We start from the raw sequence: 22223 nt of genomic DNA, 5'->3' as shown, positions 1-22223 counted from the left end.
CACTAGTGATTAATTTATGATAAAGGTTGCCTTTGATTCGCCGATAGTAAAGGACGATATTATTCACAGGTAGTCAGATGAGGAGTGCAAGGATGTTCAAGTCTTTTCGAGCTAAAATCACCGCGATCAGCGTGGGATTGATCGTGATTTCATTGGTTGTGACGGCGGTTTTAATCGTGAGAGTTAGCTCTGAAACGCTCCGTTTGCAAATCAGCCGTAATTTACAACAACAGCTACAAACTCAATCGAGCTCAATTTCTAACTGGATGGATGAGCGAAAAAACATGCTGATGGCCACCGGAAAGGTTTTGGAACAGCGAGATCCTTTGTCTGCTCTAAAGCAACTGAGTGATGGCGGTGGTTTTTTAGCGGCGTATTTCGCGCGTCCTGATGGCTCTGCGGTGTTTTCCGATGAATGGCAACCACCGAGTGATTACAATCCATTGACTCGTGAATGGTATCGCTTGGCGGCTACGCAGAGCGGCGTCGCGACAACGGCACCTTATGAAGATGCGCTAGATGGCCAAACCAGCTTAGTGGTCACCTTTACTCATGGATTGGGCAATAACGCCAGTCGCGGTGTATTAGCAGGGGATATTCCTTTAACCTTTATCATCGATACCGTGCGCGCCATTGCGCCAACACAAAACAGTTTTGCATTTTTAACCGATAACAGCGGGACTATTATTGCTCATCCGAATCCAAATTTGAGTTTAAAAAGCTTACGTGATTTGAACCCCAACTTAACGCAAAACATGTTAAGTGATATTCAGCGTCAAGGTCATCGCGAACTCACGTTGCAAGGTCAAGCCATTTATCTCACCAGTCAGGCAATACCGGGCACCAACTGGTCGTTGAATATTGCTCTCGATAAACAAGATGCCTTATCGGGTATCTACAGCATGATCCGTTGGACGGTTATTGCGGTGCTATTGATTGGGTTGGTTGCCACCGGTGTGATGTGGATCTCTAGCGCTTCAGGGTTTAGACGTTTACAAGAAGTCAGCTTAGCAATGACCGATATCGGTCAAGGAGAAGGGGACTTAACCAAACGTATCGAAGCGCATGGCAGCGATGAAATTGCCACTATTGCCAAAGCGTTTAATACCTTTGTTGAAAAGATTCATCTGTTGGTGAACGAAGTTAATAATACCGCTCAATCGGTGTCGGCAGCTTCGAGCACCTTGGCACAAGTGACACGACAAAGCGCAGGTGTGGTCGCTCAGCAAAGTTCAGAAACGGATCAAGTTGCGACCGCAATGAATGAAATGACCGCCACCGTACAAGAGGTTGCGAGTCATGCCAGTGAAGCGGCAAGTCAAGCCTCTGCAGCAGATAATGAAACCAAACAAGGGCAAGTGTTACTGCGCGATACCTTACAACAATTAAAACATTTGGATGATACCTTGCAAGGCAGTAGTTCAACGATTGCGGAGTTACAAACCGGAACGCAAGATATTGTGGGTATGCTGGATGTGATCAGCGCCGTTTCTGAACAAACCAATTTACTCGCTTTAAACGCGGCGATTGAGGCTGCCCGAGCGGGAGAGCATGGCCGTGGTTTTGCGGTGGTTGCCGATGAAGTGCGTGGATTAGCAGGTCGTACGCAACAAAGTACTCAGCAGATCCAAGAAGTGGTTGATCGCCTGTTTAAGCAAACGGAAAATGTGGTCAATGTGATGGCTCAAAGTCGCTCCGCTGCGCAAACTACCGTGACGAAAGCCGAAGACATGGCCGCTCGTTTAGAGCAAGTTAATCAAGCGATTACCTTAATCGCCGATATGAACTTACAAATAGCGACAGCGGCAGAAGAGCAATCATCCGTGGCTGAGCTGATTAACCAAAATGTGGTGAATATTAATGATTTATCATCACAAACTGAACAGGCATCGCATCAGTTAACCGAAGCGACGCAAACTCTGACTGAGCAAGCGGATCAACTGCATCAACAAGTATCACAGTTTAAAATTTAGTCAGCGATTACCGTCAGTGTGTTATTTAAAAAGGGGCTTTTAGCCCCTTTGTTATTTCATCAATATACCTTGGTCTTTGGCCATTTGAGTCGCCATTTTAGGCGCTTGCCATAGTGAAGGCAGTAAAATCAGTGAAGCGGGTACGGCGGTGATGACAATGAAAGATTGTAGCGCTGAAATGCTCCCTTCTCCCATTGATATCAGAACGATCGCCATCGCTCCCATCACTACGCCCCAAAAGGTCCGAATCGCAGCATTAGGATTAGCCTCGCCACTGATCACGACGCTAATCGTGTAGGTCATTGAATCCCCAGTAGTGACAATAAAGGTGGTGGTTAACACCAGAAATAGCAAAGCCATTAAGGTCGGGAAGGGCAGTTGAGCGGTGATTGCCAATAATGCACCAGGTAAGTTAAACCCTTCAAAACCTTGAGCAATAACGCCTGGGTTAGCCAATTCAAAAGCCAATCCACTGCCGCCAACAATACTAAACCAAAAACAGGTGATCAGCGGAGCGGCGATACTAATCGCAAGAATCAATTGGCGTACTGTGCGTCCACGTGAAATGCGTGCAATAAAGATCGCCATCATCGGTCCGTAACCAATAAACCAGCCCCAGAAAAAGACTGTCCACCAACTGAGCCAGTCTGTGTCAGCACGATAGAGCGCCATAGGAACAAAGTTATCAACCATCAAGGCGACACCTTGTAAGTAGCCATCAATAATAAATCCCGTTGGGCCAAAAGTTAGGATAAACAGAACTAAAATCACCGCCAAAATAATGTTATAGCGACTGATCACTTGAATGCCTTTACTTAAGCCACTTAACGCAGAAAAGGTATACATTGCTATCGCAAACAAAATAACGATGATTTGTGTCGTGAAAGTATCGGGTATACCCCATAGGGCATGCAGTGCGTAGCTAATTTGCAAACCTAAAAAACCAATCGGGCCAATCGTCCCTGCGGCAACCGCGATAATACTCAGAGCATCAATTAAGTTAGCGACCCAGCCGGTAACGGCCCGTTGACCTAAAATCGGATAAAGCAGAGTACGAGGTTTTAGAGGGAGTCCTTTATCGTAATGTAAATGCATCAGTACGATGGAAGAAAGGCAACCTAAAATGGCCCAAGCTAAAAATCCCCAATGCATAAAAGATTGTGAGAGTGCGTTGATGGCCATTGTCGATAAATCGGCGTCAGCAAAAATCGGTGGAGCGTTAACAAAATGAGCAATAGGTTCGGCGGCGGCCCAAAAAACACCGCCACCAGCCAGTAAAGTGCAAAGAATGATTGATAACCATTTCATATTATCGATTTCTGGCGATGTTAAACCACCTAAACGCACCGATCCGGTTTGGGTTAAAGCCAGCGCCAAACCAATCACAAAATTAGCCAATAACAGCAGTTGCCAAAAGGCACCAAAACCTTGAGTGGCATAACGAAAACCAGAATCAATCAGAGAAGTGAGCAGCTCAGGAGAGGTAACCGCTAATAATACGAATAAGGAGAGGAAACTACCACTAAGCCATAATACGGGATTATTAAGCTCAAGTTTTTGTGATAGCGATGTGCAGTCGCTCTGTGGGGGATGCGTGGCGGAGTAATCAGATGCTGTCATGCAAGACGCATCAACACTCAAAGAAACTTTAGACATAAAAACTCGCTTTTTACCTAACAAATTTAGGAAGTATGGTAGTCACAATAATGGAAAATTGTGATGTCCATCATAAAAGCTGGTCATGCTAACACAGAATAGATTGAGAATTCATCTGTTTTGCTAGTTACCGGATTGAATTTCCAAGGTGTGCTCAAGTTAATATTGAGGCGTGCTAGGTATGGGTTTAATATTCCAAAAGTGAATATTCAATCGATTTATATTTCTAACTTGGTTATAAATGTTGTGCTAATTTGCTTGTCGCATATTAACTAAGGAAGATGACTCATGCGTACATGGCTACTCGCTCTATCTCTATTCAGTGTTTCTCAACATACCTTGGCAAAAGATGCCGTGTTATTGAATGTTTCTTACGATCCGACCAGAGAGCTTTATCAACAATATAACGCCGCATTCGCCACTTATTGGCAAGCAGAAAACGGACATAATGTCACGGTTAGGCAATCCCACGGCGGATCAGGTCGACAAGCAGTTTCCGTGATGAATGGTATTGAATCCGATGTCGTGACTTTAGCACTCGCTTATGACATTGATGCGATTGCCGAGGGGGGAAGAATCGCTCCCAATTGGATTCATCGCTTACCCTATAATTCAGCGCCTTATACATCGACGATTGTTTTTTTGGTCCGAGAGGGGAACCCTAAAAATATTCGAGATTGGGATGATCTCATCAAACCTGATGTGGAAATCATTACACCTAATCCGAAAACCTCGGGTGGCGCTCGCTGGAATTATCTTGCCGCATGGGGATACGCTTTAGATCAGTATCAAGGTGACGAAGAAAAAGCGCAGCAATTTGTTAAGTCGATTTATGAAAATGTCAGCGTTTTAGATACGGGGGCACGTGGCGCTTCGAACACGTTTGTTGAGCGGAAAATAGGTGATGTGTTGATTGCTTGGGAAAATGAAGCTCTGCTCGCGGTGAACAAATTAAATCATCATGGCTTACAAATCGTAGTTCCGAGTCGCTCTATTCTTGCTGAGCCTACCGTGAGTTTGGTTGATCGAGTAGTCGATAGAAAAGGAACTCGTGAGGTCGCACAAGCGTATTTGGCGTATTTATATTCTCCAGTCGGCCAAGAGATTGCCGCGCAAAATTTTTATCGACCAAGAGATCCTGATATCGCTGAGAAATATACGGAAGTGTTTCCTCATTTAACGCTATTTACTATCGATGAGGTTTTTGGCGGTTGGCAGCAGGCACATCAAACTCATTTTGCACAAGGCGCAACATTCGATCAAATCACTCGTCGTTGATAATACGTTGATTGATAAAAATGATATTGCCATAAGTGGTTGGGGATTGTTGCTGGAAAGTGTTTACGCTTATCTCCCCAACCTATTTTAGCTTCAGGCGTTATTTATTGTGATTCAGCGGCAAACTCTTCAATTGCTCCCAGTGCTTGAATACCATAAGTTAAGGAAGGGCCTCCTCCCATCAGTACAGCAACATCGATCACTTCAACCAGCTCGGCTTGTGTCGCCCCAGCTTTTAACGCTGCAAAAACGTGAGCGGCGATACAACCATCACAACGTGCAGCGATACCAATACCGAGTGCAATCATCTCTTTGGTTTTCAGATCCAGCTCACCAGCAGCCATAGCGGCTTTATGTAATTGCATAAACGCAGATAAGGTATCAGGGCTTTGCTGTTTATAAGATTTACCTAAGGTATTGTTGTCTTTGAGTAATTGAGAATAAGATTTCATATAACCTCTTCGTTAGTTTTTGCTAAATAAGTTTAACCTAATATAAGGTGCAACATAATAAAAAGCAAATCGAGTTGCGAATTATTCTATTGCGTTTATTATGGACGTCTAGAAGTCTTTATTTTTTGTGAGTAGAAAGGATGCTGAAAATGAAAAGTACGATTCGTTGCGCGTTAGCGATAACATTACTGCTGGGGCTGACGGCATGTGGTCAAAAAGAACGCTCTGAAATTAAGGTCGGAGCAACCGTTGGGCCACATGCTCAAGTGGTTGAGGCCGTCGCTAAAGAAGCGGCTAAACACGGTTTAACGGTAAAAGTTGTTGAATTCTCTGATTTTATTACTCCCAATGCCGCACTGGCCGATGGCAGTATCGATATTAATAGTTATCAACATCAACCGTTTTTAGACAACTACAATCGTCATCATGGGGCAAAGTTAGTATCGATTGGTCACTCGATTTTAATGCGGATGGGGATTTATTCGAATCGTCATGGATCATTACAAGACTTACCTGATAATGCACGGATTGCGATTCCCAATGATCCAACTAACGGTGGACGTGGTTTACTGCTGTTAGCTGATGCGAATTTAATTACGCTTCGTGATGGTGTCGGTTTCAATGCAACTCCAAGGGATATTGTTGAAAACCCGAAAAATTTGCGGTTTCTTGAAGTCGATGCCGCTCAGTTACCGCGAACTTTAGATGAAGTTGATGCGGCAGCGATTACGATGAACTATGTGATGTCAGCTGGTATAGATCCTAAAAAGCAAGGGATTTTTCTCGAATCCAATCAAGCACCATTGGCGGTAATGGTTATTGCCACTCGTGAAAACGAGCGAGACAACGCGGTGTATCAGCAATTTGTACAGATTTTTCAGTCGGCCGCGGTGAGTGAATTTATTGCCGAAACGTTTAACGGTACGATTGAGCCTGCTTATTAGATACCTGTTTTAAGTTTTTGAATAGGAAGCGATAAAACTATCCCTTTCTTATTTACAGCGGCAGCGATATTGGTTACGTTCGTTTTCCCTAAAGCCTAGAGTCTATCTAGGCTCATTGGCACTATGGATTACCTCGACTACTCTATGGCTTGCTGCTGTCTTCCTTATTTTATATGGCACTGCTCTAAAAGTACGGGTCCAGTTCCTAGTTTGGCCAGTTTGTCTTCTGGATTATACAGTGGGCAAGTTTGCATCGATAAACAGCCGCAACCGATACAACCGTCAAGCGTATCGCGCAACTTTTCCAATCCAGCAATTCGTTCATCTAAACGCTGTTTCCACTGTGCTGATAGTGCTTGCCAGTCTTTTTGAGTTGGCGTTCGACTATCAGGTAATGTTGCTAATGCTTGCTGTATTTCTGCCAGAGAAATCCCTAGCTTCTGAGCCGCTTTTATCACGGAAACACGACGTAAAATATCTTTTCGGTAACGGCGTTGATTACCTGCGTTGCGGTCACTCTTAATCAGTCCCTGACGTTCATAAAAATGCAGTGTACTAATACTTATCCCACTGCGCTGTGCGACTTTCCCCACTGTCCAATCGTTTGACATATTGTGCTCAGCCTCATCTTTTTTTCATTTTTCTATAAAAAAGCAAAAAAACACTTTACCTCAACCAAGGTTAAGGTTTTAGCCTGTATCTTCATCAAGCACAAGGAGAAGAACGATGAAAATTGAACACATTAATCTAGTCATAAAAGATTTAGAACAATCATTACGCTTTTACCGAGCCGCTTTTCCTCATTGGAAAATACGCGCGAAAGGTGGTGGTGAGTGGTATGGCAAAGCCAGAACTTGGGTGCATTTTGGCGATGAAAATCATTACCTTGCGCTCAATGAGTTTGGCGAAGGGAGGAACAGAGATCGTACTGGGCACAGCGTTGGCTTAGCGCATTTTGCTTTTGAAACTCAAAACCTTGATGCAGTGATCGCACGTCTAGAGCAAGCGGGTTTTGAGATTGCTGATAATGGAACTAATGAGGCTTTTCGTCGTAATGTTTACTTTATCGATCCCGATGGGTTTGAAGTGGAATTTGTACACTATTTAAGTGATTTACCTAATGAGCGTAATACTTAGCTCGATGAAGTAGAGAAAGCGAATAGATAACGTCATTAGATGCTAAGCTATTGATTTTAAATTATTGCAGGCAAGAAAAAAGACGTCCTGAGACGTCTTTAAACTATGAATTGGTGGGCTGGCGGGATTTGAAATGGTTTCTCACTTTTCATAAATTCAGTAACTTATATCGATGTTGCCAATTTGGTGTTGCATCAAATGTTACATCAATTTCCTACTTCAAAAGGAACTGAACCCGCGTCGATGTATTACTAAATCATTTAAAAATGCTAGCTTGTTATAGCAATTTGATCTAAAGCAATAGCGCTGATACTGAGTATTTTACCCAGCCTCACCATCTATTAGTAGCGATTTTAACACATCGGGAGAAGACGGTAGCATTCCGACTTTTAAGCCAAATGGTTTGAATACCTTGTTGAGAATCTCTGTATTGTAGCTGCCCCGATCATTCTCTATATCTGAGAGTGTTTTTCTTGAGACATTTACAAGTCTTGCGAACACATCCTGTTTGAGTCCCAGTATATTAATGCGTAAACTTTTTAACGCTTGGCCTTGTGTCAGCTCTCCAAGCAATAAGTGTTTGATGATTTTGTTTGCCTCGGTTTTGCGTTCTGCTGCACTTACTGCTTTGGCGTTTTTTGAGGTTTTCGATCTAGTCGGAGTATTAAGTTGCGATCGTTCTTTGGTCGAATGAGTTGCATCCGTCCCAGCCTTGGGCTGATGTTGATTTCGGTTTGCTCTTAGACGAGCAACGGTATCTTGTACGGACTCTTTATTGCTTGGCTTATTCATAGTAACCCCCATTTAGTGAGCTTTTCTGATATATGATTAAGTCCAACGGCTGGCATCTCTAAGATTTGTTCTGATACTCCTCGTAATGCTAGTCTCTGCTTTAAATCAATGCATTTACTTGCAGTAACCTCTAGTTCTTGTAATAACACTTCTTTTGGCACGAGATCAGATAAGGTGTCCGCTATTCCGACGAAGTCGTAAGTTCCGCCAACCTCTAGTGGGGCTTTCCATTTTGTTGTTCTTGGAATGCCTTCAGGATCAGCTTTCATTGGTGCGAAGTCGTAAACGGGAGCAAGCTTTATGACTCCATCACCCTTTAAGAATGAAGTGTTTCTGCCATGGTTATCACTATTACCAAATAAGATGTTGAGTAGATCTCTCTTCACCCATTCAATGACGAAAGCTTGGGTATCAAACCTATATCCTTGGTGTTTAACCATATGGCTTTCAGTAATTTTTTCTATGAGAGTTCGGATTGTTGTTTCGTGGTCAAGAGTGACTCCTGCGCCTTTTTTCAAAATGGAATACACAGATTCCATGCCAAATCTCTTTATTTGTTGATTAATAATTTGAACATCAAATCGAGGCAGCCATAAGGAAGGGTAGTTTAATCCTTCCTCTAACCGCATGCCTTCGGTGGCGATCGTTTCGACTCCCATTTCGGTTAGCTCGTGGTAGAAGTAGAACTCAGCTCTTAGAATATTGCAGTCGATGGTGCTTCTTGAGCCTCTAGGGTACTTTACTAAGTAATGTAAGTCGTGGTTACTATTGTCATCTTGGTATGGATCAATCCATATTTTTTCGCTGCCAGATCCATGATCGAAACCACATCGGAGGATCAGCTTTGGCGCTTCACCTCCAGCCCCAGTTGCACCACCTGCGGCTGCCCCTCTTTGTTGTGCATAGTCGAGGAAATCACCTGCTCGATTTTTAACATCATCAACAGAGAAGTAGAGGTTGTCTGCTACTTCGTAGCGCTCAGGAAGAGAGTCTTTTATTCTTAAGTTACCAATAGGCGACATTGTGCCAAACTTGAGCAAAACATAGTCTTGTTCATCAGAACTAAGGTCTTCAATATCTAGGTGTTTGACCCAGTATCGTCTACTAGCGCCACTAGGCATAATATCGTCTAGAAACTTTAACCATCCAGGTTTACCCATGTCATCAAAAAAGAATGAGACAGGGTGGTTTAGTGAAACAGCGTGAAAGTCATCTTTATCGTGATGTTCTAGCGCATAGTCGCTGAGGTAGTTGAGTTCAGTCACTCGGAAATTATGTTGGCTACTTTTAGGGAATGAGATGATACCAATATCTATCCATTCATCTTTGATAAAAGCCTGTACAGTGATTTCTTCCATCGACAATACCTCTACTTAGTAATGAGTAAAACATTACTCTTAAAGCCCTTTCTTTTCAAGTTTTGAGTAAATAATTACTCACTAATGTTTGGCTGGCTTTGTTATGAGTAAATTGTTACTCATAAATTGCAAGTCACATTGTTGATGAGCAAAATGGATGGTTTTAGTTATGAAAGCTGCGATAGGGAGTAGGGCGTTAATTGTTTGTTCAGTTATTACGTATTTCGGTGATTGCGATCGCTCGTTTCGGTTTATTGGCGATGCTTGGGAAGATATGCAGCTCCAATGAACGCCAGATATCGATCGCGTAATCGAGAGTGACATCGTGCTGTTTGATGGCAAACCAGTCTTTCGCAACATTGGCAAAGGTATGTTCATGGATTTCTTTATGGGCTTGCTGCTGGCGTTTTCGAGCATCTTGAGGATCGATGCCTTGTGCGATCAGCTCTTTGGCAGAAAATAAGCTTTTTCTTGCTTGTAAAAGGGATATCTCTGGGTACATCCCAAAGCTTAAGTTAGCTCGTTTACCGTTTGTGGGACGATAGTAGTTGAAGATCCACTGCTTTGACCCGTTAGGTTTGATTCTAAGTCGCAAGCCATCACCATCGAAAAGATTATATTCTTTTTCTCTAGGTTTGGAGGCTTTGATCTCTTTATCTGTCAGCTTTACTGTGTTTTTTACCATGATGGGTACACCAAATTAACACGATAAAATCAGTGTACCTTGTAGTGTACCTAAAAATTAAAGCTGTTATGAAATCGCATTGGACGCTGGTGGATGCTAAGTTGTTGATTTTACGTTGTTGCAGGCAAGAAAAAAGACGTCCTGAGACGTCTTTAAACTATGAATTGGTGGGCTGGCGTAAGTTGATCTTGATTTTTAAGTTATTGTTTTTAATTTAATTTAATCGATTTGACTTTTAATTTGGTTACTAAGATGGTTCCTAAAAATGATTGCTTCGCGTAATCTCAGTGATTTTTATCATTTAGCTGAAGGTACCATATCAAGTGCTTACTATGAGAGGTTTTTCTCGTTCTAGCATGAACAGCTTTATTGAATAGTAAAAGTGCCCTGCCGAAGTTTTGTTAGATCGCCAAGTTTAACCCCATTATTCTTGCTGTTGAGAACTGATAGTAGACTGTTATTTTTTTCGTATCTGATGAGAATGTTTTTTTCGTATCTGATGAGAAATTTCAAACTTTTGATTGTGTGTTGGTGGTTTCTGCGAGGCTTTATTCTCCGCTTTTAAGCCGGTAATTTCTTTTTTTAAGATTGCATTTTCCGATTTCAAGTCTGCAATTTCCTTTTTTAGTTCATCAATATCCAATAGCTCTTCTAGAAGTGAATCAAGTACGTGCTCTTCTCGTTCCAATTTCGGAAGTAAAAGACTGGCTTCGAATTTCTTGTTTTTGTTGTTCTTGATTAGTTTAACTGCTGCCACAAGCGTTTCATTCACTACGTATGTTTTAGATACATTCAGTCGTTTCGATAGGTAGTCGAGAGATTTTTTCGCATTTTTAGACAACGAAAATGTTGACGTTTGGGATCGGTTTGAATGGCTACGCCAAGCACTTCTTAACAAATTTACCCGATATTTATCATCGTTGCTTATCGACTCTTTATTAGTCCAATTGTTGATGAAGTCCTGAGCAAATCTAGTGTCGAGTCGGGACCTATCATGTGTCCCCTTGTTAGCTAAATCTTCTATCCATGCATGCCTTTTAGCATAACTTCTTAACCAGGTTACCATCTCTCGGTCATCTGCATTGAACCAACGCATTCTGCTTTTGAGTGATTTTTCAGTCATGAACATCTATCCCATTCGTTTATGCTCTACTGATAGTATACGTAAAAAATAAACTTTAAAACAATAATTTAAATATGTTTTAATTTTGTGATTAATGTGGTTTTAAATCTTGTGTTGTTTTCTTATTATTGATTTATAAATAGGGTATATATGGTTGTATCTAGTGCGTGTTGTTGAGTTTTTATCTGAGATTGGTCCACTTTCTCCTGAAGGGAGATACTTATTTTTGGCGATAATATTCGAGCGAATGAATAGCTGGGAAAATAGGATCGACGTATCCGTTTCACGTCTCCGTGAAAGTTTTGGAGTATCCCATAAAGTCGTTTCTGAACTGCTTGAATATCTTCAATCTCACCGTGTAGGTGAGGTTATAAAGGTAAGGCATGGGAAGCACGAGTTCACTTTTGATTCTGTCTATATCGACTCATGGACGGAGAGGGGCTTTCTATCCGTCCATGAGGCGTTTACGGAGGTATTTTCACCAGAAGTTAAGACTGCCTTAAAGGAAAAAGAGCTAAAACTTAGGCCCTCAAACCTTCTTTTGATCGGGATATTTATCCTTCATGCAAATAAATTGGGCTTTATTCAGTCATCCGCAACTGGAAATGAAGAGCTATTGAGTGAAGTGAAAATACGACGCTTAATGGGGGGGATTAATCAAAGCCGTCTGAAATCTCAACTAGCAACACTACGCAGCATTGGATTTATCAGATGTGAGGCTGGTGGTGGAGTATGTCCGATCTACTTCGGCAAGTTTGGAAAGCGTTATCAGATAGATTTAGACTTTCTGTCGGCGAGGAAAAACACAAGGAATGCCCTATTTGTTGATGAAAAATTAAAAAACGTCAGCGACTTTATTTATGATACTCCCAAATGTTACCTGACCTATAGTGAGTTCAACGGGTGTTCTTTGAAGTATGAATTTGATTTTGAGCTTTCTTTCAAACTATCTTTTTTGATTGGCAAAAAAAGAAACATACACAGGTGGCTCAACAGATCGAATTCAGAACGTATAAAGGCGACCTATTTTGTTGATGGCTTCAACTTGTCACGATTAAAACTAGCCCCCTTTTTAAAGGAGAATGAACTCACTTTGGGTGTCTTGGCTAAGTTAGAGCTCTTGACTGCTTTTATACTAGTAAACCATTTTCAATCCCTAACTATGGTAACGTATGAAAAACTGGAAGAGTTACTTGTGTCAGACTCTGAGCTTCAGCAATTTTTTCAGAAAGACTCGATATTTACTCAGAAATATCTTCATGAGCAAAACGACCTTGATTTGTTAAAAGACGAATATTGTTTTTGGAAGAGTTGTTTGATTTCTCTTTCTTTAGGACTTGCAATGTCATTAGCAAAAGCGATTAGAGGGCACTGTGGTGTAGAGGCTGATCTGAAAATGATAAGTCTCTTGATTCATGATTTTCAGCATTATACAGAGGCATTGGCTAAGTATCCTTCCTGTAACATTTCTGCGTCATATATTGTTGAAAATGTCACCTATGAGCTGAAAATCGACAGTCTAATCCCTTACCCTAATGTGAATTTTGCTGAAAAGCGTCTTTATGATGCAGACAAGGAGAACTTGGTGCTCAAGGAACATACCACCTGTTCGATTTGGGCGAAAAACAATACATGACCACCAATGGCTGGTACTTTATTTCAGAGTAGTTTCAATACCTTGAATCTAGGGTTTATCAACGAAAGTAGATAGAGAATCTGTGATTTGCTGATAAGTTTCGGGTCAAAACTAGAATTGACTGCCTACTTGAGGACCTATTGACCATGTGGCCACTGCGGTATGGTAATATTATTAATTATTACTTTGCTATTCATTGCTAGACCACAACACATCATCACACATTAGGCAGACGTTACCACCTTAAAAATTAACTACACCTAACCATCCTATACCAGACACACTAACTAAAAGGTATAGCGATGAGCTTCAGAACTAATAAACTCAAAACAACGAGAAGTGAAACATTTAACGGATTACCAATCCTGACACATAAAGGTGATTTAGTTCTTAACTATCTCGATAGATTGTACGACACGATTGATAAAGCCGTTAAACAATACCCTCGAACGACAGCGATTAGAGTCGACTTACATTTATCGAATCTACAACCAGATGGCTCAAATGTCATAAAGAACTTTATTGCTTCGTTGGACGCTCAGATTCAAGCAGATCTCAGCCGGAAAAAAAGACGAGGTCAGACGGTTCGTAGTTGCAAGGTACGATATGTTTGGTGTAAGGAAAAAGGGAAATTATTGAGTCGTCACCATTATCATCTCGTTTTGTTGTTGAACAAAGACGTATACCACTCCCTTGGACGGTTTGAACAAAAAGGTAACTTATCAGACATGATAAAAAAAGCTTGGTGTCGAACATTGGGTATTAATACCGATGAAGGTGATACTTTGGTCCACTTCCCCAAGAACCCAACCTATTGGTTAGAATTTAATTCAGATAAATTTGACCAACAAATAAATCAACTATTTAAACGGGTCAGCTACTTAGCTAAAGTCGAGACCAAGTGTTCTGAGGATAGGTATCGAAGTTTTGGGTGTTCTCGAACTTAAATAAGAGGGGGGCGCTCCCCTATCTATTCGTTATGATTAGTTAGCAGGCACTATGGATAGTTCTTCACACATAGCCATATGAGCCACGTCCACTAGAGTATCTAGAGAGTCACCACACTGCTTATGTGTCCAACCATCGGGGTCCACTTCTCAACGTTCATCGAACTATGCTCCCCTCATCATCACGGTATCGACTGACCGTCAGCATTGATATAGATTCAACTGGGCAGGTAAATTAAGACGCTAATTATTTAAAAAAAGCCGGAGTGATGTACTCCGGCCTTTTGTCGTTATGGTATTAGTTTTAACTTAAGTGATTGGTATTCCTGTTCGAGAGAGGTTCGAGCCATTTTTCGGCGTTCATCAATCGGGATGCGATCAGAAAGGCGCTGAGCGTGGCGGTCCAGTTGTTTTAATTCGATTTGATACCACTCATCGAGTTGTTGCTCAATGTGCTCTGTCGGCAACTGCTGTGTGATTAACTGGGTGGATAGTGTTTCTACAACAGGATGAGCCAAAGAGGATGCACTCACGGTGGTGGCGAGGATCAATAGGGTACGGTGAAGGTTCATGATTATCTCCTAAATAATGATGGTCGTAAAGTAAAAATCCGCCTTCTTAGAAGGCGGCTTTGGTTTACAGCCCCCTGAAAGGGGGCATACTCGCGCTGTTAGTTCATCTTCAACTCTAACTGCTCCTCATATTCTTGATCTTTCTTGTCTTGGTGTCTGACGCACCGTCTGATGATTTCTTCATTTACGCCAACCGTATCAACAAAGTAACCTCTTGCCCAAAAATTGGACATGTGATGAACTTCTGTAATCGCCCATGTTTTTGTTTCCTCTTACTTATGGTGAATAAGAGGTTTACTTCTAACATGGGCACTTCTTCGGGCAATAGCCCCAAGGTTCAATCACCACCGCCCAAGGCGGTGGTTTAGGGATGACAACCAAAACAGGGAGAGAGCTAAGCTCTCCCCCTGACACTGATAGCGCTGGATCAGCGGCTTGTGCATTCCTAATAACGAGCATGAGTCTGCCTACTCCGCCATGGGTTGGAGTTAACAAGTGGACCCATGACGTGACTCGTGATTGGTATGCCAAAGCTCTGGCCTGACTTGGGGCATTTATCACCCAAAGTAAGGAGTGGAAACAGCGCTATGGTATTCAAGGCAGCGACATCAGATGCCGGATGAATACGATAGGGCGGGTAAAGAGGGAAAAGGAGCCAAGCTGTCGAGGTGAATATCGCTCATTGCGTGGCTTGGATAAGTAAATTCAAAGGTACTGACAGAGACCTCCTCAATATCGTTTAGGGGGATGGCATAGCGGGTATGCTGGTACTCATAAATCAAATAAAATTGCTCCTGTTCACACCTCAATCCGAGAGGCCAACAATACGGCAAAGTGTGCGGTGAGAGCTGCAATTTGATTTCTCGCTGATAATGCAGAGCAAAGCAGAGTCGCTCAAACAGAGCCATTTTGCTTTCCTCAATCAACGGACGACAGGGACGAATGTCCACTTTAGCGGTTGGAGAATTGCGACGAGAGAAAGGAGCAAACGCACCTTCAATCACCGGATGATAAGCGGTTGGAAATGCGGCTTTCAAACCCGATAGTGCCGTTTCCAGTAAGATGGCTTCTCGTGGTCCTAAGGTAAGGCGAGTGCCTAATCGCTTGCTATAACCATACGGTTTATCTCGTGTGTCTTTCTCGACATCAAGAAATTTCACTACCAACTCTAAGTTACGTTGAACGGTGCGAATGTCTCGATAGATCCCCACTTCCGCTAACTGTTGATGGAGCTGTCCAGCGGTGACTTTACGACCAAACGGAATGCGATGATATAACTCAAGGACAATCAGCAGTTGGTCGATGCTGGTGGTCTTATTCGGGGCCATTGCCTCACTCCATGGCAGAAAACAGACACAATCAATGACGGGCATCTTAGTCAGAGGTGCGACGTCAGATGCCCGTTCATTGGCGTGGATGAATATCTCGCCATCGATGGCCTCGCTTAATCAGCTCCGCCACCGTGAGCCAACGGCGTAGGCTCCATGTAGGGGAGCGTTGAACCCAATCGAGTAGGGCTTCATCACTCAATACGTCAATATCACGCTGGATGCGTTGGCATTGACGTTGTAATTGCCGACTGCCAATCAAGGCCACCGTCAGCAAAAATCGCGCTAATGCGCTGTGCGATGTGGGGGGCGGTGACGACATAGAGCCTCCTTAAAATACAATGATGACAATATTTTTTTACGTCTTTGCCTTATCTAATGAACCCAGCAGATTGGCTGATATTTTGATAAGGAAAAAACAGATGAGCACACAACAAACCCACACCATTTACATCGGCATATCGAGTACACAAGAGCAGAGCGCATTGGCATTGGTTATCTATGATGAGGACGGTCTAAAAGTTCGAGATTACGTTATTGACCTCGATAAACCGGTCAACAATACCGAGCTGGAAATGATCGCATTGATAGAGGGGTTAGAGTACGCCTTGGATAATGATGAGATAGTCATGCGCAGTGATTTTTGTGTGCGTGGCTTTAATGAGTGGTTGGACAATTGGAAACGCAAAGGTTGGCGTAAAGCCGACAATAAGCCCGTCGCCTATCGTGACTATTGGCAGATGGTCGATAAACTGCGCTCAGCCAAATACATCAAGGTGCGTCGAGCAGAGCGATGCTGCCCGCAAATCGATGAAGCTTATGCGTTAGCCAAGCCAATACACCACTAACGTTAAGATGAAAGTGCGATAAGTCCTTTATTTATAAGGGTTTATCGCTCTGTAGCTGTCGAGCTCTCAACGTAAAGTGATATCATCAAATACCCCCATCTCTACGTAAGCGAGAAAGTTATGTTCCCACAGTTGATAGAGTGATTGTGCTTCATGACTGCCCTTGATGGGGTGCCATCCTTGATAAGCCGCGAAGAACTCTCCACGTTGAAAGTCAAAATCTAAGCAACGTTCAAGCTCAGGGTAGGGATGACCAAAGTAAGCAAACTCGGTTAGATAATCGATATGCCATGCATCCGCCATTTTACTGAGTGCGATTTCCACCGGATGAAAGCCACCATTCTCGGCGCTGTAGGCTTTATCTCGAAAGTGAAACACCAGTAAGCGTTGCGCTTCTAAAGCGGGTGAACTCAGCGATGAGGCACGGAATTGCTCGTTCAACAAGTCATGCAGCTTGTGAGAGATGGGCAATGTAGACGTTGCAAAAGTGAGTTGAGACATAAGTCCTCCTTGTGATATTTGGTGAAGCCACGAAGTGATCCGTGGCGTTATTGAGTGGTGATGACACTTACCGTGATCTCATCAAAAGCCCGTCGAGCAAGATGCCTAGCGAAGCTTGTCGTCCAGACAGACAATAAGGTTTGTACTTCATCATGAGCCAGACTGGCTGAGCCAACGTCGGCTTGGTAGCACCAGCCATTGGGCAAATGAAAATAGAGATCGAGCTCTAGTGAAGTGCTCTGCTGATGGGGGTAGGAAAAGCTCGCCATCATGACAATGTGCCATGCATCCGTCGCGCTATGACGGACAAGTTGTAGCTCTATGGGGGGTAATCCTTGTCGGGTTCGGTAATAGCGGGTTTGGCGACAGTTCATTACGATCCGCTTGGCATGCTCGGGGATAGTAAAGCGGCGTAGCACTTGAGTCAGTGGCGCGGTTAATGTCGTTTCGACACTCGTAGTGATGGTCTGTTGGACGGTCATAACAGCCCCCTTTCAGCAAAAGAGACACAACCTTCACCGACCACAATATGATCCAATACCCGAATGTCGACTAACGCTAAGGCGTCTTTTAAACGTTGTGTAATGCGCTTGTCAGCCTCTGAAGGCTCAGGCTGACCGGATGGATGATTATGAGCGAATATCACGGCGGCGGCATTACAGGCTAAGGCGGCTTTGACCACTTCACGAGGGTAGACACTGGCCGCATCCACCGTACCTTGAAATAACTCATTAAACTCAATTAAACGATGTTGATTATCCAGCAGCATCACCGCAAACACTTCCCGCTCTAAGCCGCCTAATTTAAAGCGTAGAAACTCTTTGGTGGCATCAGGGTGACAAAAGGCATCGGTTCGTAAATAACGATTCGCCAGAATTTGAGCGGCGTGCTCTAGCACTTCATTTTCTTGGTAACGCTGCTGCTGTTGGTATTTTTTCGATGTGGTCATTTCAGTCTCCTTGGTACATCACTTTGGGGTTCACTGAGATGACATATGCCCGAAATTTTTTTGATTAAGCCTTGTCGCACCAAGGCTTAATACATCACCATCTTTTTTTACGCCATCGCTTTATCCCATGAGGACCACAGACATAGGAGAACGTCCCATGAGATTTCTAAAGCTAAAAGAAGTAATGGAAAAGACAGCATTAAGCCGTTCAGCGATTTACCGCAAAATGAATGACGGAGAGTTTCCGCAATCTGTGAGTTTGGGTGATAGGGCGGTGGCTTGGGTGGAAAGTGAAGTGGATGAATGGATGGAGGAGTGTCTAGCTTTAAGGTAATTCAATGTCGCTTTGTTTTTAAGGGATCCGTCACACTCTATCAGTCTTTTGTCATTCTTCATCGCCTTATGCAATCAGGCTGTATATTATCGTAACTTAATGATATTTGATGGTATTGATAGGCGTTAATTCGTGGATAGTAGAAAAGAAGACTCGATAAATATATTGAAATCCTGGCATTTAGTGGAGTTTTTTCAAGCCTACTCAGTACCAGATAAAGACGACAGTAAAATTGCACCAGTAAATGTTTCGTGCCATGAGTTGAAGTCATGTGGTAACCATCTACTTCCGTGGCTAGATCCCGCGGCTCGTGATTCGCTCGGTCTTACTCCGGGCAAAAAGTGTACTTATACCCTATATCTGGGATTATTCGATAAATCGGCGATAGATAAAAAAGTTGCGGAGTACTTTTCTACCCACAGCCAGGAGGATTGTGTCTCTGAAGAAATAGAGCAAAGAAGAGATAATGAGGGAGCATCTTGCTTTGCTAAATTGATGTTGGATGAGTTTGGTAGCCCTCGGTTGGATACCTTTTCGGTAAGCACGCTACCGTGGGCTTTAGCAGAGTTACTAGGGGGAAGGGCAGGGAGTATATCTCAGGAGCGATTTGATAGTCGTTGTGACGCTCTGAACGAGTTTATAGATCGCTGGGAAGCAACTTTGCCTAACCACCCTAGCTCAGAGGGAAGGTATACTCTTTGTGTGAGAAGCCTAATGAGCTTGGTTGAGGGGCTTTACCAATGGGCTGGTATTTCCAATCAGGAGCTGTTGCTTTCAGAACACTCAACGGTTTATCCGTTTCAGATGGCTTTTTTTGAGTATGAAGCAAAGTCAGATAACCTTTTGGAGGACAAAAGCAAGTCAGAAGAAGCTGAAGACGATAATGAAGATGACCCTAGCGATAACGAATCTCAGTTACCTATTCTAAACAGCTTTTACATTCGAGATATAGAGCGTGCCATTAGTGCGATTTCTACTGGCAGAGCCAGCAAGCCTCTTCAAACCTATCTTGGACAATCCAGTCATAAGCATATCGACCTGTATACAAACGATTCGATACCGTTGATCCATAAGCACTTGAACCCTAAAGAAACACCAGAAGGACGGTGGCTGACAGAACCCGCGCATAACATGTCCTTAATGCAGCAGTTCGCTATCAATACCGTATTCAAGGAGCTAAAAACAGGTGGTGTAATCTCAGTTAATGGTCCTCCTGGCACAGGTAAAACGACCTTATTACGGGACATAATTGCGCAGAACATCGTTGAAAGAGCAAAAGTTTTGGCTTCTTTTTCGAAAGCTAGCGATGGTTTAAATCCAGAAGGATTTCTTGTTCAAGAACTTACTGATTTTGAAATGGTCGTGGCGTCATCAAACAATGCTGCCGTTGAAAATATCTCAAAAGAGCTTCCTCAAGCCAAGTCGATAGCTGACAGATACGCTAATACCAGTTTCTTTCGTTCTGTTGCCAATCAAATTAGTGCTGATGAAAAAAAAGGTCGTTTACAACCCTTGAACGACAAAATGCAGAGCTGGGGAAATATCTCTGCTGCCATGGGGGCTTATAAAAAGAGGCAACGATTTCTCGATCGCTTTTTCTTTAAGTACCACTATGAAAAACACAAGGAGCCAGCGGTTAGAGAACCGTCTTTAGACTTCTTGAATTTTTGGCAGTACCGTTCAACTTATACAGGACCTTCTTTTAACACGGTCAAAAAAGCTTTTAACGAGAAGCTATCTCGTTTTCATGAATTGAATGACAAATTAGACTATTTTGATAGCCTGCAAAATGCTTTCGATGAACATCAATTTGATGTTTATTTACATAGAATGAACCTAGCGCTAAATGAGCTTGAAAACTATGCTCATTCACTCTCTGTAGAGCTAGATGCCCTTAACTCAACGAGAAATGCTGAAGTGAAAAGGGAAGAGGAAGTTTCAATTTCCCTTGAGTTACTGAAGGTTAACTCACCTGGTTGGTTCAGTCGGTTCTTTAACACTAAGAAAAATAAACAATATAAGGCCTCACTATCCCAAAAGCTTAGTGAGTTCAAAAGTGTCAAAAAAGCTATCCGGTTAATTGTTGGTGATGTTGAAGCCAAAAAAATCGAGATAAAAGGGTGTGCAAAGAAAATTTCGCAGCAGCGGGCTGATATCGCCTCTAAAGATCTAGAGAAGAGGACGCTTCTAGATGAGTTAGGTGCCTATAGAACGGAGTTTAAAGAGTATCATTTACCTGAAATTACTGATGATATCGAGGATCATGACAGGCAGAGGCATGCTTGCTGGCAGCACGCAACTATCAATGAATTACGGTCTGACATTTACGCGGCAGCGTTAGAGCTTCACGAGGCTTGGTTGATAGAGGTCAGTAAGCAGAGTGCCTTTCTATCAAAGATAAGAAAAATCAATGATGTTGTGTTAGGCAAGAGTAGCGAAAATGCACTGGCGATTTGGCAGATACTGTTTATGTTTGTCCCCGTGGTTTCGACGACTTTTGCTTCATTGGGAAATATGTTTTCTAAGCTGCCCCCAGAATCTCTAGGTTGGCTCATGATTGATGAGGCCGGGCAAGCAATACCCCAAGCAGCGGTTGGTGGGTTGCTTCGTGCTAAGCGGGCTGTGGTTGTTGGAGATCCTCTGCAAATCGAACCAGTGTTTACTTCCCCACCAGAGCTTATTGACTACCTAATGCAATCTAAATTGCAAGAGGAATCCGAGAAGTGGGACCCTTGTAAGTGGTCAGTTCAGACGTTAGCCGATCGCGTTAATCCATATGGCTGTATGATAGATATGGATGGTGAAAATCAATGGGTAGGTATACCGTTATGGGTACATCGCCGATGTATAGAACCAATGTTTAGCATTTCGAATGAAATAGCTTATAACAATCGAATGATACATGGCTCTGACAACAATAAAGATGTTGAGCCAAGAACTCATAAGGCCTTAGGATACAATCGATGGAATGATTCACAAGGAGACTGTGTACTCAAACAGTACAAACGTGAGTTGGGTGAAGATGTTAAGGCTCTTTTACTCGAATTAGCAGCGCACAATGGTGACTTAAACAGCATCTACCTGTTAACACCGTTTAAAGCGGTAAAAAAAGAGTTAAAAGAAGATCTAAGGCGTAGCAAGTCTGAGCTGTTGAGTAACTCGAATTGGAAAGGGAAGGACTTTAATAACTTTTTGAAACACAACGTGGGGACTGTTCATACCTTCCAAGGCAAGGAGAACGATACCGTCATTTTGGTACTTGGTTGTGACACAAGAAACAGTGGCGGGGCGACTTGGGCCTCTTCAAAACCAAATTTGTTGAACGTAGCGGTTACCCGAGCCAAAAAACACTTGTATGTCATCGGCGATATTCAGGTTTGGTCCGACAAGCGCTATTTTGATAAAACATACAGTAAGTTGAATCATTTTAGTCTGAAAGACTATTCGCAGAGCGATAGTACAACGAAACACAAAGACCCATTGCCTGTTTAGGTTAGTAATAGTTCTACACTTACGAGTTGCTGAATTATCAATATAGTTTGGAAGCTATCACTGCATTGATAACTATGAAACGAATCTCCACCAGCTTTCACTGGTGGAGATTCGTAGTTTTTCTATGCACTCAGTCTTGTATTGAGTTATCTCACATTGCCGATTCCCCAATTTTCCCATATTCTCTCACCATTAATTCTGATGAATAAAACCAACAT

Annotated in this window: 22 protein-coding genes and 2 pseudogenes; 9 read left to right on the top strand and 15 right to left on the bottom strand. The window is 42.8% G+C overall.

The features are described 5' to 3' along the window. The first annotated feature begins 92 nt into the window (after positions 1-92). The gene (locus tag FKQ60_RS04210) at positions 93-1973 is read left to right on the top strand and encodes a methyl-accepting chemotaxis protein (protein ID WP_158138003.1); all 1881 of its coding nucleotides are present in this window, start codon (positions 93-95) and stop codon (positions 1971-1973) included. 51 nt (positions 1974-2024) lie between these two features. Here FKQ60_RS04210 and FKQ60_RS04205 read toward each other — a convergent pair whose 3' ends face one another. After that, positions 2025-3629 (bottom strand): BCCT family transporter, encoded by a 1605-nt coding sequence (locus FKQ60_RS04205; RefSeq protein WP_170906056.1) that lies wholly within the window; start codon positions 3627-3629, stop codon positions 2025-2027. Positions 3630-3917: 288 nt separating this feature from the next. Between FKQ60_RS04205 and FKQ60_RS04200 the strand changes: the two genes are divergently transcribed. After that, positions 3918-4907: a sulfate ABC transporter substrate-binding protein gene (locus FKQ60_RS04200; protein WP_170905371.1), complete on the top strand. Its 990-nt coding sequence runs from the start codon at positions 3918-3920 to the stop codon at positions 4905-4907. Positions 4908-5011: 104 nt separating this feature from the next. Here FKQ60_RS04200 and FKQ60_RS04195 read toward each other — a convergent pair whose 3' ends face one another. Beyond that, positions 5012-5359: a carboxymuconolactone decarboxylase family protein gene (locus tag FKQ60_RS04195; protein WP_170905370.1), complete on the bottom strand. Its 348-nt coding sequence runs from the start codon at positions 5357-5359 to the stop codon at positions 5012-5014. A gap of 149 nt (positions 5360-5508) precedes the next feature. On the opposite strand from FKQ60_RS04195, the gene FKQ60_RS04190 reads away from it, so the two are divergent. Next, the gene (locus tag FKQ60_RS04190; protein WP_158144166.1) at positions 5509-6303 is read left to right on the top strand and encodes a MetQ/NlpA family ABC transporter substrate-binding protein; all 795 of its coding nucleotides are present in this window, start codon (positions 5509-5511) and stop codon (positions 6301-6303) included. A 164-nt stretch (positions 6304-6467) separates the two neighbouring features. On the opposite strand, the gene soxR is transcribed toward FKQ60_RS04190, so the two are convergent. Next, the gene (soxR, locus tag FKQ60_RS04185; protein WP_158144165.1) at positions 6468-6914 is read right to left on the bottom strand and encodes a redox-sensitive transcriptional activator SoxR; all 447 of its coding nucleotides are present in this window, start codon (positions 6912-6914) and stop codon (positions 6468-6470) included. Positions 6915-7029: 115 nt separating this feature from the next. Between soxR and FKQ60_RS04180 the strand changes: the two genes are divergently transcribed. Beyond that, positions 7030-7440 (top strand): VOC family protein, encoded by a 411-nt coding sequence (locus FKQ60_RS04180; RefSeq protein WP_004395791.1) that lies wholly within the window; start codon positions 7030-7032, stop codon positions 7438-7440. Positions 7441-7761: 321 nt separating this feature from the next. On the opposite strand, the gene FKQ60_RS04175 is transcribed toward FKQ60_RS04180, so the two are convergent. The 4 genes and pseudogenes from FKQ60_RS04175 to FKQ60_RS04160 all read right to left on the bottom strand — a co-directional run bounded on the left by FKQ60_RS04175 (position 7762) and on the right by FKQ60_RS04160 (position 11398). Then, positions 7762-8244: a helix-turn-helix transcriptional regulator gene (locus FKQ60_RS04175; RefSeq protein WP_170905369.1), complete on the bottom strand. Its 483-nt coding sequence runs from the start codon at positions 8242-8244 to the stop codon at positions 7762-7764. Continuing rightward, positions 8229-9590 (bottom strand): type II toxin-antitoxin system HipA family toxin, encoded by a 1362-nt coding sequence (locus tag FKQ60_RS04170; protein ID WP_170905368.1) that lies wholly within the window; start codon positions 9588-9590, stop codon positions 8229-8231. The genes FKQ60_RS04175 and FKQ60_RS04170 overlap by 16 nt, the downstream gene beginning before the upstream one ends. A gap of 235 nt (positions 9591-9825) precedes the next feature. Next, positions 9826-10275, bottom strand: a pseudogene (locus FKQ60_RS04165) (integrase arm-type DNA-binding domain-containing protein); the annotation flags it as partial. A 457-nt stretch (positions 10276-10732) separates the two neighbouring features. After that, a complete protein-coding gene (locus FKQ60_RS04160) occupies positions 10733-11398 on the bottom strand; it encodes a hypothetical protein (RefSeq protein WP_170906055.1) in 666 nt (221 codons plus the stop codon). A 163-nt stretch (positions 11399-11561) separates the two neighbouring features. Between FKQ60_RS04160 and FKQ60_RS04155 the strand changes: the two genes are divergently transcribed. Both FKQ60_RS04155 and FKQ60_RS04150 read left to right on the top strand, forming a co-directional pair. Beyond that, complete coding sequence (locus FKQ60_RS04155; protein WP_170906054.1) at positions 11562-13034, top strand: hypothetical protein; 1473 nt, start codon at positions 11562-11564, stop codon at positions 13032-13034. A 302-nt stretch (positions 13035-13336) separates the two neighbouring features. After that, positions 13337-13981, top strand: coding sequence for an inovirus Gp2 family protein (locus tag FKQ60_RS04150; RefSeq protein WP_110167517.1), 645 nt, complete (start codon positions 13337-13339; stop codon positions 13979-13981). A gap of 290 nt (positions 13982-14271) precedes the next feature. Here the strand turns inward: FKQ60_RS04150 and FKQ60_RS04145 are convergent, their stop codons facing one another. The 5 genes and pseudogenes from FKQ60_RS04145 to FKQ60_RS04125 form a co-directional block, all read right to left on the bottom strand. Then, positions 14272-14553 carry a hypothetical protein gene (locus FKQ60_RS04145; RefSeq protein ID WP_170906053.1) on the bottom strand — a complete coding sequence of 94 codons (282 nt, stop codon included), beginning with the start codon at positions 14551-14553 and terminating at the stop codon, positions 14272-14274. Positions 14554-14651: 98 nt separating this feature from the next. Further along, positions 14652-14783: pseudogene (locus tag FKQ60_RS04140) on the bottom strand (IS200/IS605 family transposase); the annotation flags it as partial. A 70-nt stretch (positions 14784-14853) separates the two neighbouring features. Next, on the bottom strand, positions 14854-15012 hold the full coding sequence (locus FKQ60_RS04135) for a hypothetical protein (protein WP_170906052.1): 159 nt from the start codon (positions 15010-15012) through the stop codon (positions 14854-14856). A 149-nt stretch (positions 15013-15161) separates the two neighbouring features. After that, positions 15162-15881, bottom strand: coding sequence for a hypothetical protein (locus FKQ60_RS04130; protein WP_170906051.1), 720 nt, complete (start codon positions 15879-15881; stop codon positions 15162-15164). Positions 15882-15957: 76 nt separating this feature from the next. Further along, on the bottom strand, positions 15958-16203 hold the full coding sequence (locus FKQ60_RS04125; RefSeq protein ID WP_170906050.1) for a hypothetical protein: 246 nt from the start codon (positions 16201-16203) through the stop codon (positions 15958-15960). A 100-nt stretch (positions 16204-16303) separates the two neighbouring features. On the opposite strand from FKQ60_RS04125, the gene FKQ60_RS04120 reads away from it, so the two are divergent. Beyond that, positions 16304-16729 (top strand): RNase H family protein, encoded by a 426-nt coding sequence (locus tag FKQ60_RS04120; RefSeq protein WP_170906049.1) that lies wholly within the window; start codon positions 16304-16306, stop codon positions 16727-16729. A 66-nt stretch (positions 16730-16795) separates the two neighbouring features. On the opposite strand, the gene FKQ60_RS04115 is transcribed toward FKQ60_RS04120, so the two are convergent. From FKQ60_RS04115 to radC, 3 genes are read right to left on the bottom strand one after another with little or no spacing between them, the layout of a single operon-like run. Beyond that, positions 16796-17230 carry a DUF2787 domain-containing protein gene (locus tag FKQ60_RS04115; protein ID WP_170906048.1) on the bottom strand — a complete coding sequence of 145 codons (435 nt, stop codon included), beginning with the start codon at positions 17228-17230 and terminating at the stop codon, positions 16796-16798. Between the two features lie 47 nt (positions 17231-17277). Then, on the bottom strand, positions 17278-17712 hold the full coding sequence (locus tag FKQ60_RS04110; RefSeq protein ID WP_170906047.1) for a DUF2787 family protein: 435 nt from the start codon (positions 17710-17712) through the stop codon (positions 17278-17280). Beyond that, the gene (radC, locus tag FKQ60_RS04105; protein WP_170906046.1) at positions 17709-18179 is read right to left on the bottom strand and encodes a DNA repair protein RadC; all 471 of its coding nucleotides are present in this window, start codon (positions 18177-18179) and stop codon (positions 17709-17711) included. Before radC ends, FKQ60_RS04110 begins: the two co-directional genes overlap by 4 nt. 157 nt (positions 18180-18336) lie before the next feature. On the opposite strand from radC, the gene FKQ60_RS04100 reads away from it, so the two are divergent. Continuing rightward, positions 18337-18513: an AlpA family transcriptional regulator gene (locus tag FKQ60_RS04100; RefSeq protein WP_170906045.1), complete on the top strand. Its 177-nt coding sequence runs from the start codon at positions 18337-18339 to the stop codon at positions 18511-18513. Positions 18514-18645: 132 nt separating this feature from the next. Then, entirely contained in the window at positions 18646-22005 is a 3360-nt protein-coding gene (locus FKQ60_RS04095) for an ATP-binding protein (RefSeq protein ID WP_170906044.1), read from the top strand. Positions 22006-22223: the final 218 nt, after the last annotated feature.

This window comes from Vibrio sp. A11 (genome assembly GCF_013048705.1).
Classification (GTDB): Bacteria; Pseudomonadota; Gammaproteobacteria; order Enterobacterales; family Vibrionaceae; genus Vibrio; species Vibrio metschnikovii.
This window is presented reverse-complemented; position numbering and strand designations above follow the sequence as displayed.

Excerpts from the sequence above, each read along its gene's own strand:
- FKQ60_RS04110 (WP_170906047.1), bottom strand. The coding sequence starts at position 17,712 with ATGACCGTCCAACAGACCATCACTACGAGTGTCGAAACGACATTAACC.
- FKQ60_RS04175 (WP_170905369.1), bottom strand. The coding sequence starts at position 8,244 with ATGGGGGTTACTATGAATAAGCCAAGCAATAAAGAGTCCGTACAAGAT.
- soxR (WP_158144165.1), bottom strand. The coding sequence starts at position 6,914 with ATGTCAAACGATTGGACAGTGGGGAAAGTCGCACAGCGCAGTGGGATA.
- FKQ60_RS04210 (WP_158138003.1), top strand. The coding sequence starts at position 93 with ATGTTCAAGTCTTTTCGAGCTAAAATCACCGCGATCAGCGTGGGATTG.
- FKQ60_RS04205 (WP_170906056.1), bottom strand. The coding sequence starts at position 3,629 with ATGTCTAAAGTTTCTTTGAGTGTTGATGCGTCTTGCATGACAGCATCT.
- FKQ60_RS04190 (WP_158144166.1), top strand. The coding sequence starts at position 5,509 with ATGAAAAGTACGATTCGTTGCGCGTTAGCGATAACATTACTGCTGGGG.
- FKQ60_RS04130 (WP_170906051.1), bottom strand. The coding sequence starts at position 15,881 with ATGGCCCCGAATAAGACCACCAGCATCGACCAACTGCTGATTGTCCTT.
- FKQ60_RS04145 (WP_170906053.1), bottom strand. The coding sequence starts at position 14,553 with ATGAACCTTCACCGTACCCTATTGATCCTCGCCACCACCGTGAGTGCA.
- FKQ60_RS04115 (WP_170906048.1), bottom strand. The coding sequence starts at position 17,230 with ATGTCTCAACTCACTTTTGCAACGTCTACATTGCCCATCTCTCACAAG.
- FKQ60_RS04100 (WP_170906045.1), top strand. The coding sequence starts at position 18,337 with ATGAGATTTCTAAAGCTAAAAGAAGTAATGGAAAAGACAGCATTAAGC.
- FKQ60_RS04200 (WP_170905371.1), top strand. The coding sequence starts at position 3,918 with ATGCGTACATGGCTACTCGCTCTATCTCTATTCAGTGTTTCTCAACAT.
- FKQ60_RS04170 (WP_170905368.1), bottom strand. The coding sequence starts at position 9,590 with ATGGAAGAAATCACTGTACAGGCTTTTATCAAAGATGAATGGATAGAT.
- FKQ60_RS04160 (WP_170906055.1), bottom strand. The coding sequence starts at position 11,398 with ATGACTGAAAAATCACTCAAAAGCAGAATGCGTTGGTTCAATGCAGAT.
- FKQ60_RS04125 (WP_170906050.1), bottom strand. The coding sequence starts at position 16,203 with ATGTCGTCACCGCCCCCCACATCGCACAGCGCATTAGCGCGATTTTTG.
- FKQ60_RS04135 (WP_170906052.1), bottom strand. The coding sequence starts at position 15,012 with ATGCTCGTTATTAGGAATGCACAAGCCGCTGATCCAGCGCTATCAGTG.
- radC (WP_170906046.1), bottom strand. The coding sequence starts at position 18,179 with ATGACCACATCGAAAAAATACCAACAGCAGCAGCGTTACCAAGAAAAT.
- FKQ60_RS04150 (WP_110167517.1), top strand. The coding sequence starts at position 13,337 with ATGAGCTTCAGAACTAATAAACTCAAAACAACGAGAAGTGAAACATTT.
- FKQ60_RS04180 (WP_004395791.1), top strand. The coding sequence starts at position 7,030 with ATGAAAATTGAACACATTAATCTAGTCATAAAAGATTTAGAACAATCA.
- FKQ60_RS04195 (WP_170905370.1), bottom strand. The coding sequence starts at position 5,359 with ATGAAATCTTATTCTCAATTACTCAAAGACAACAATACCTTAGGTAAA.
- FKQ60_RS04120 (WP_170906049.1), top strand. The coding sequence starts at position 16,304 with ATGAGCACACAACAAACCCACACCATTTACATCGGCATATCGAGTACA.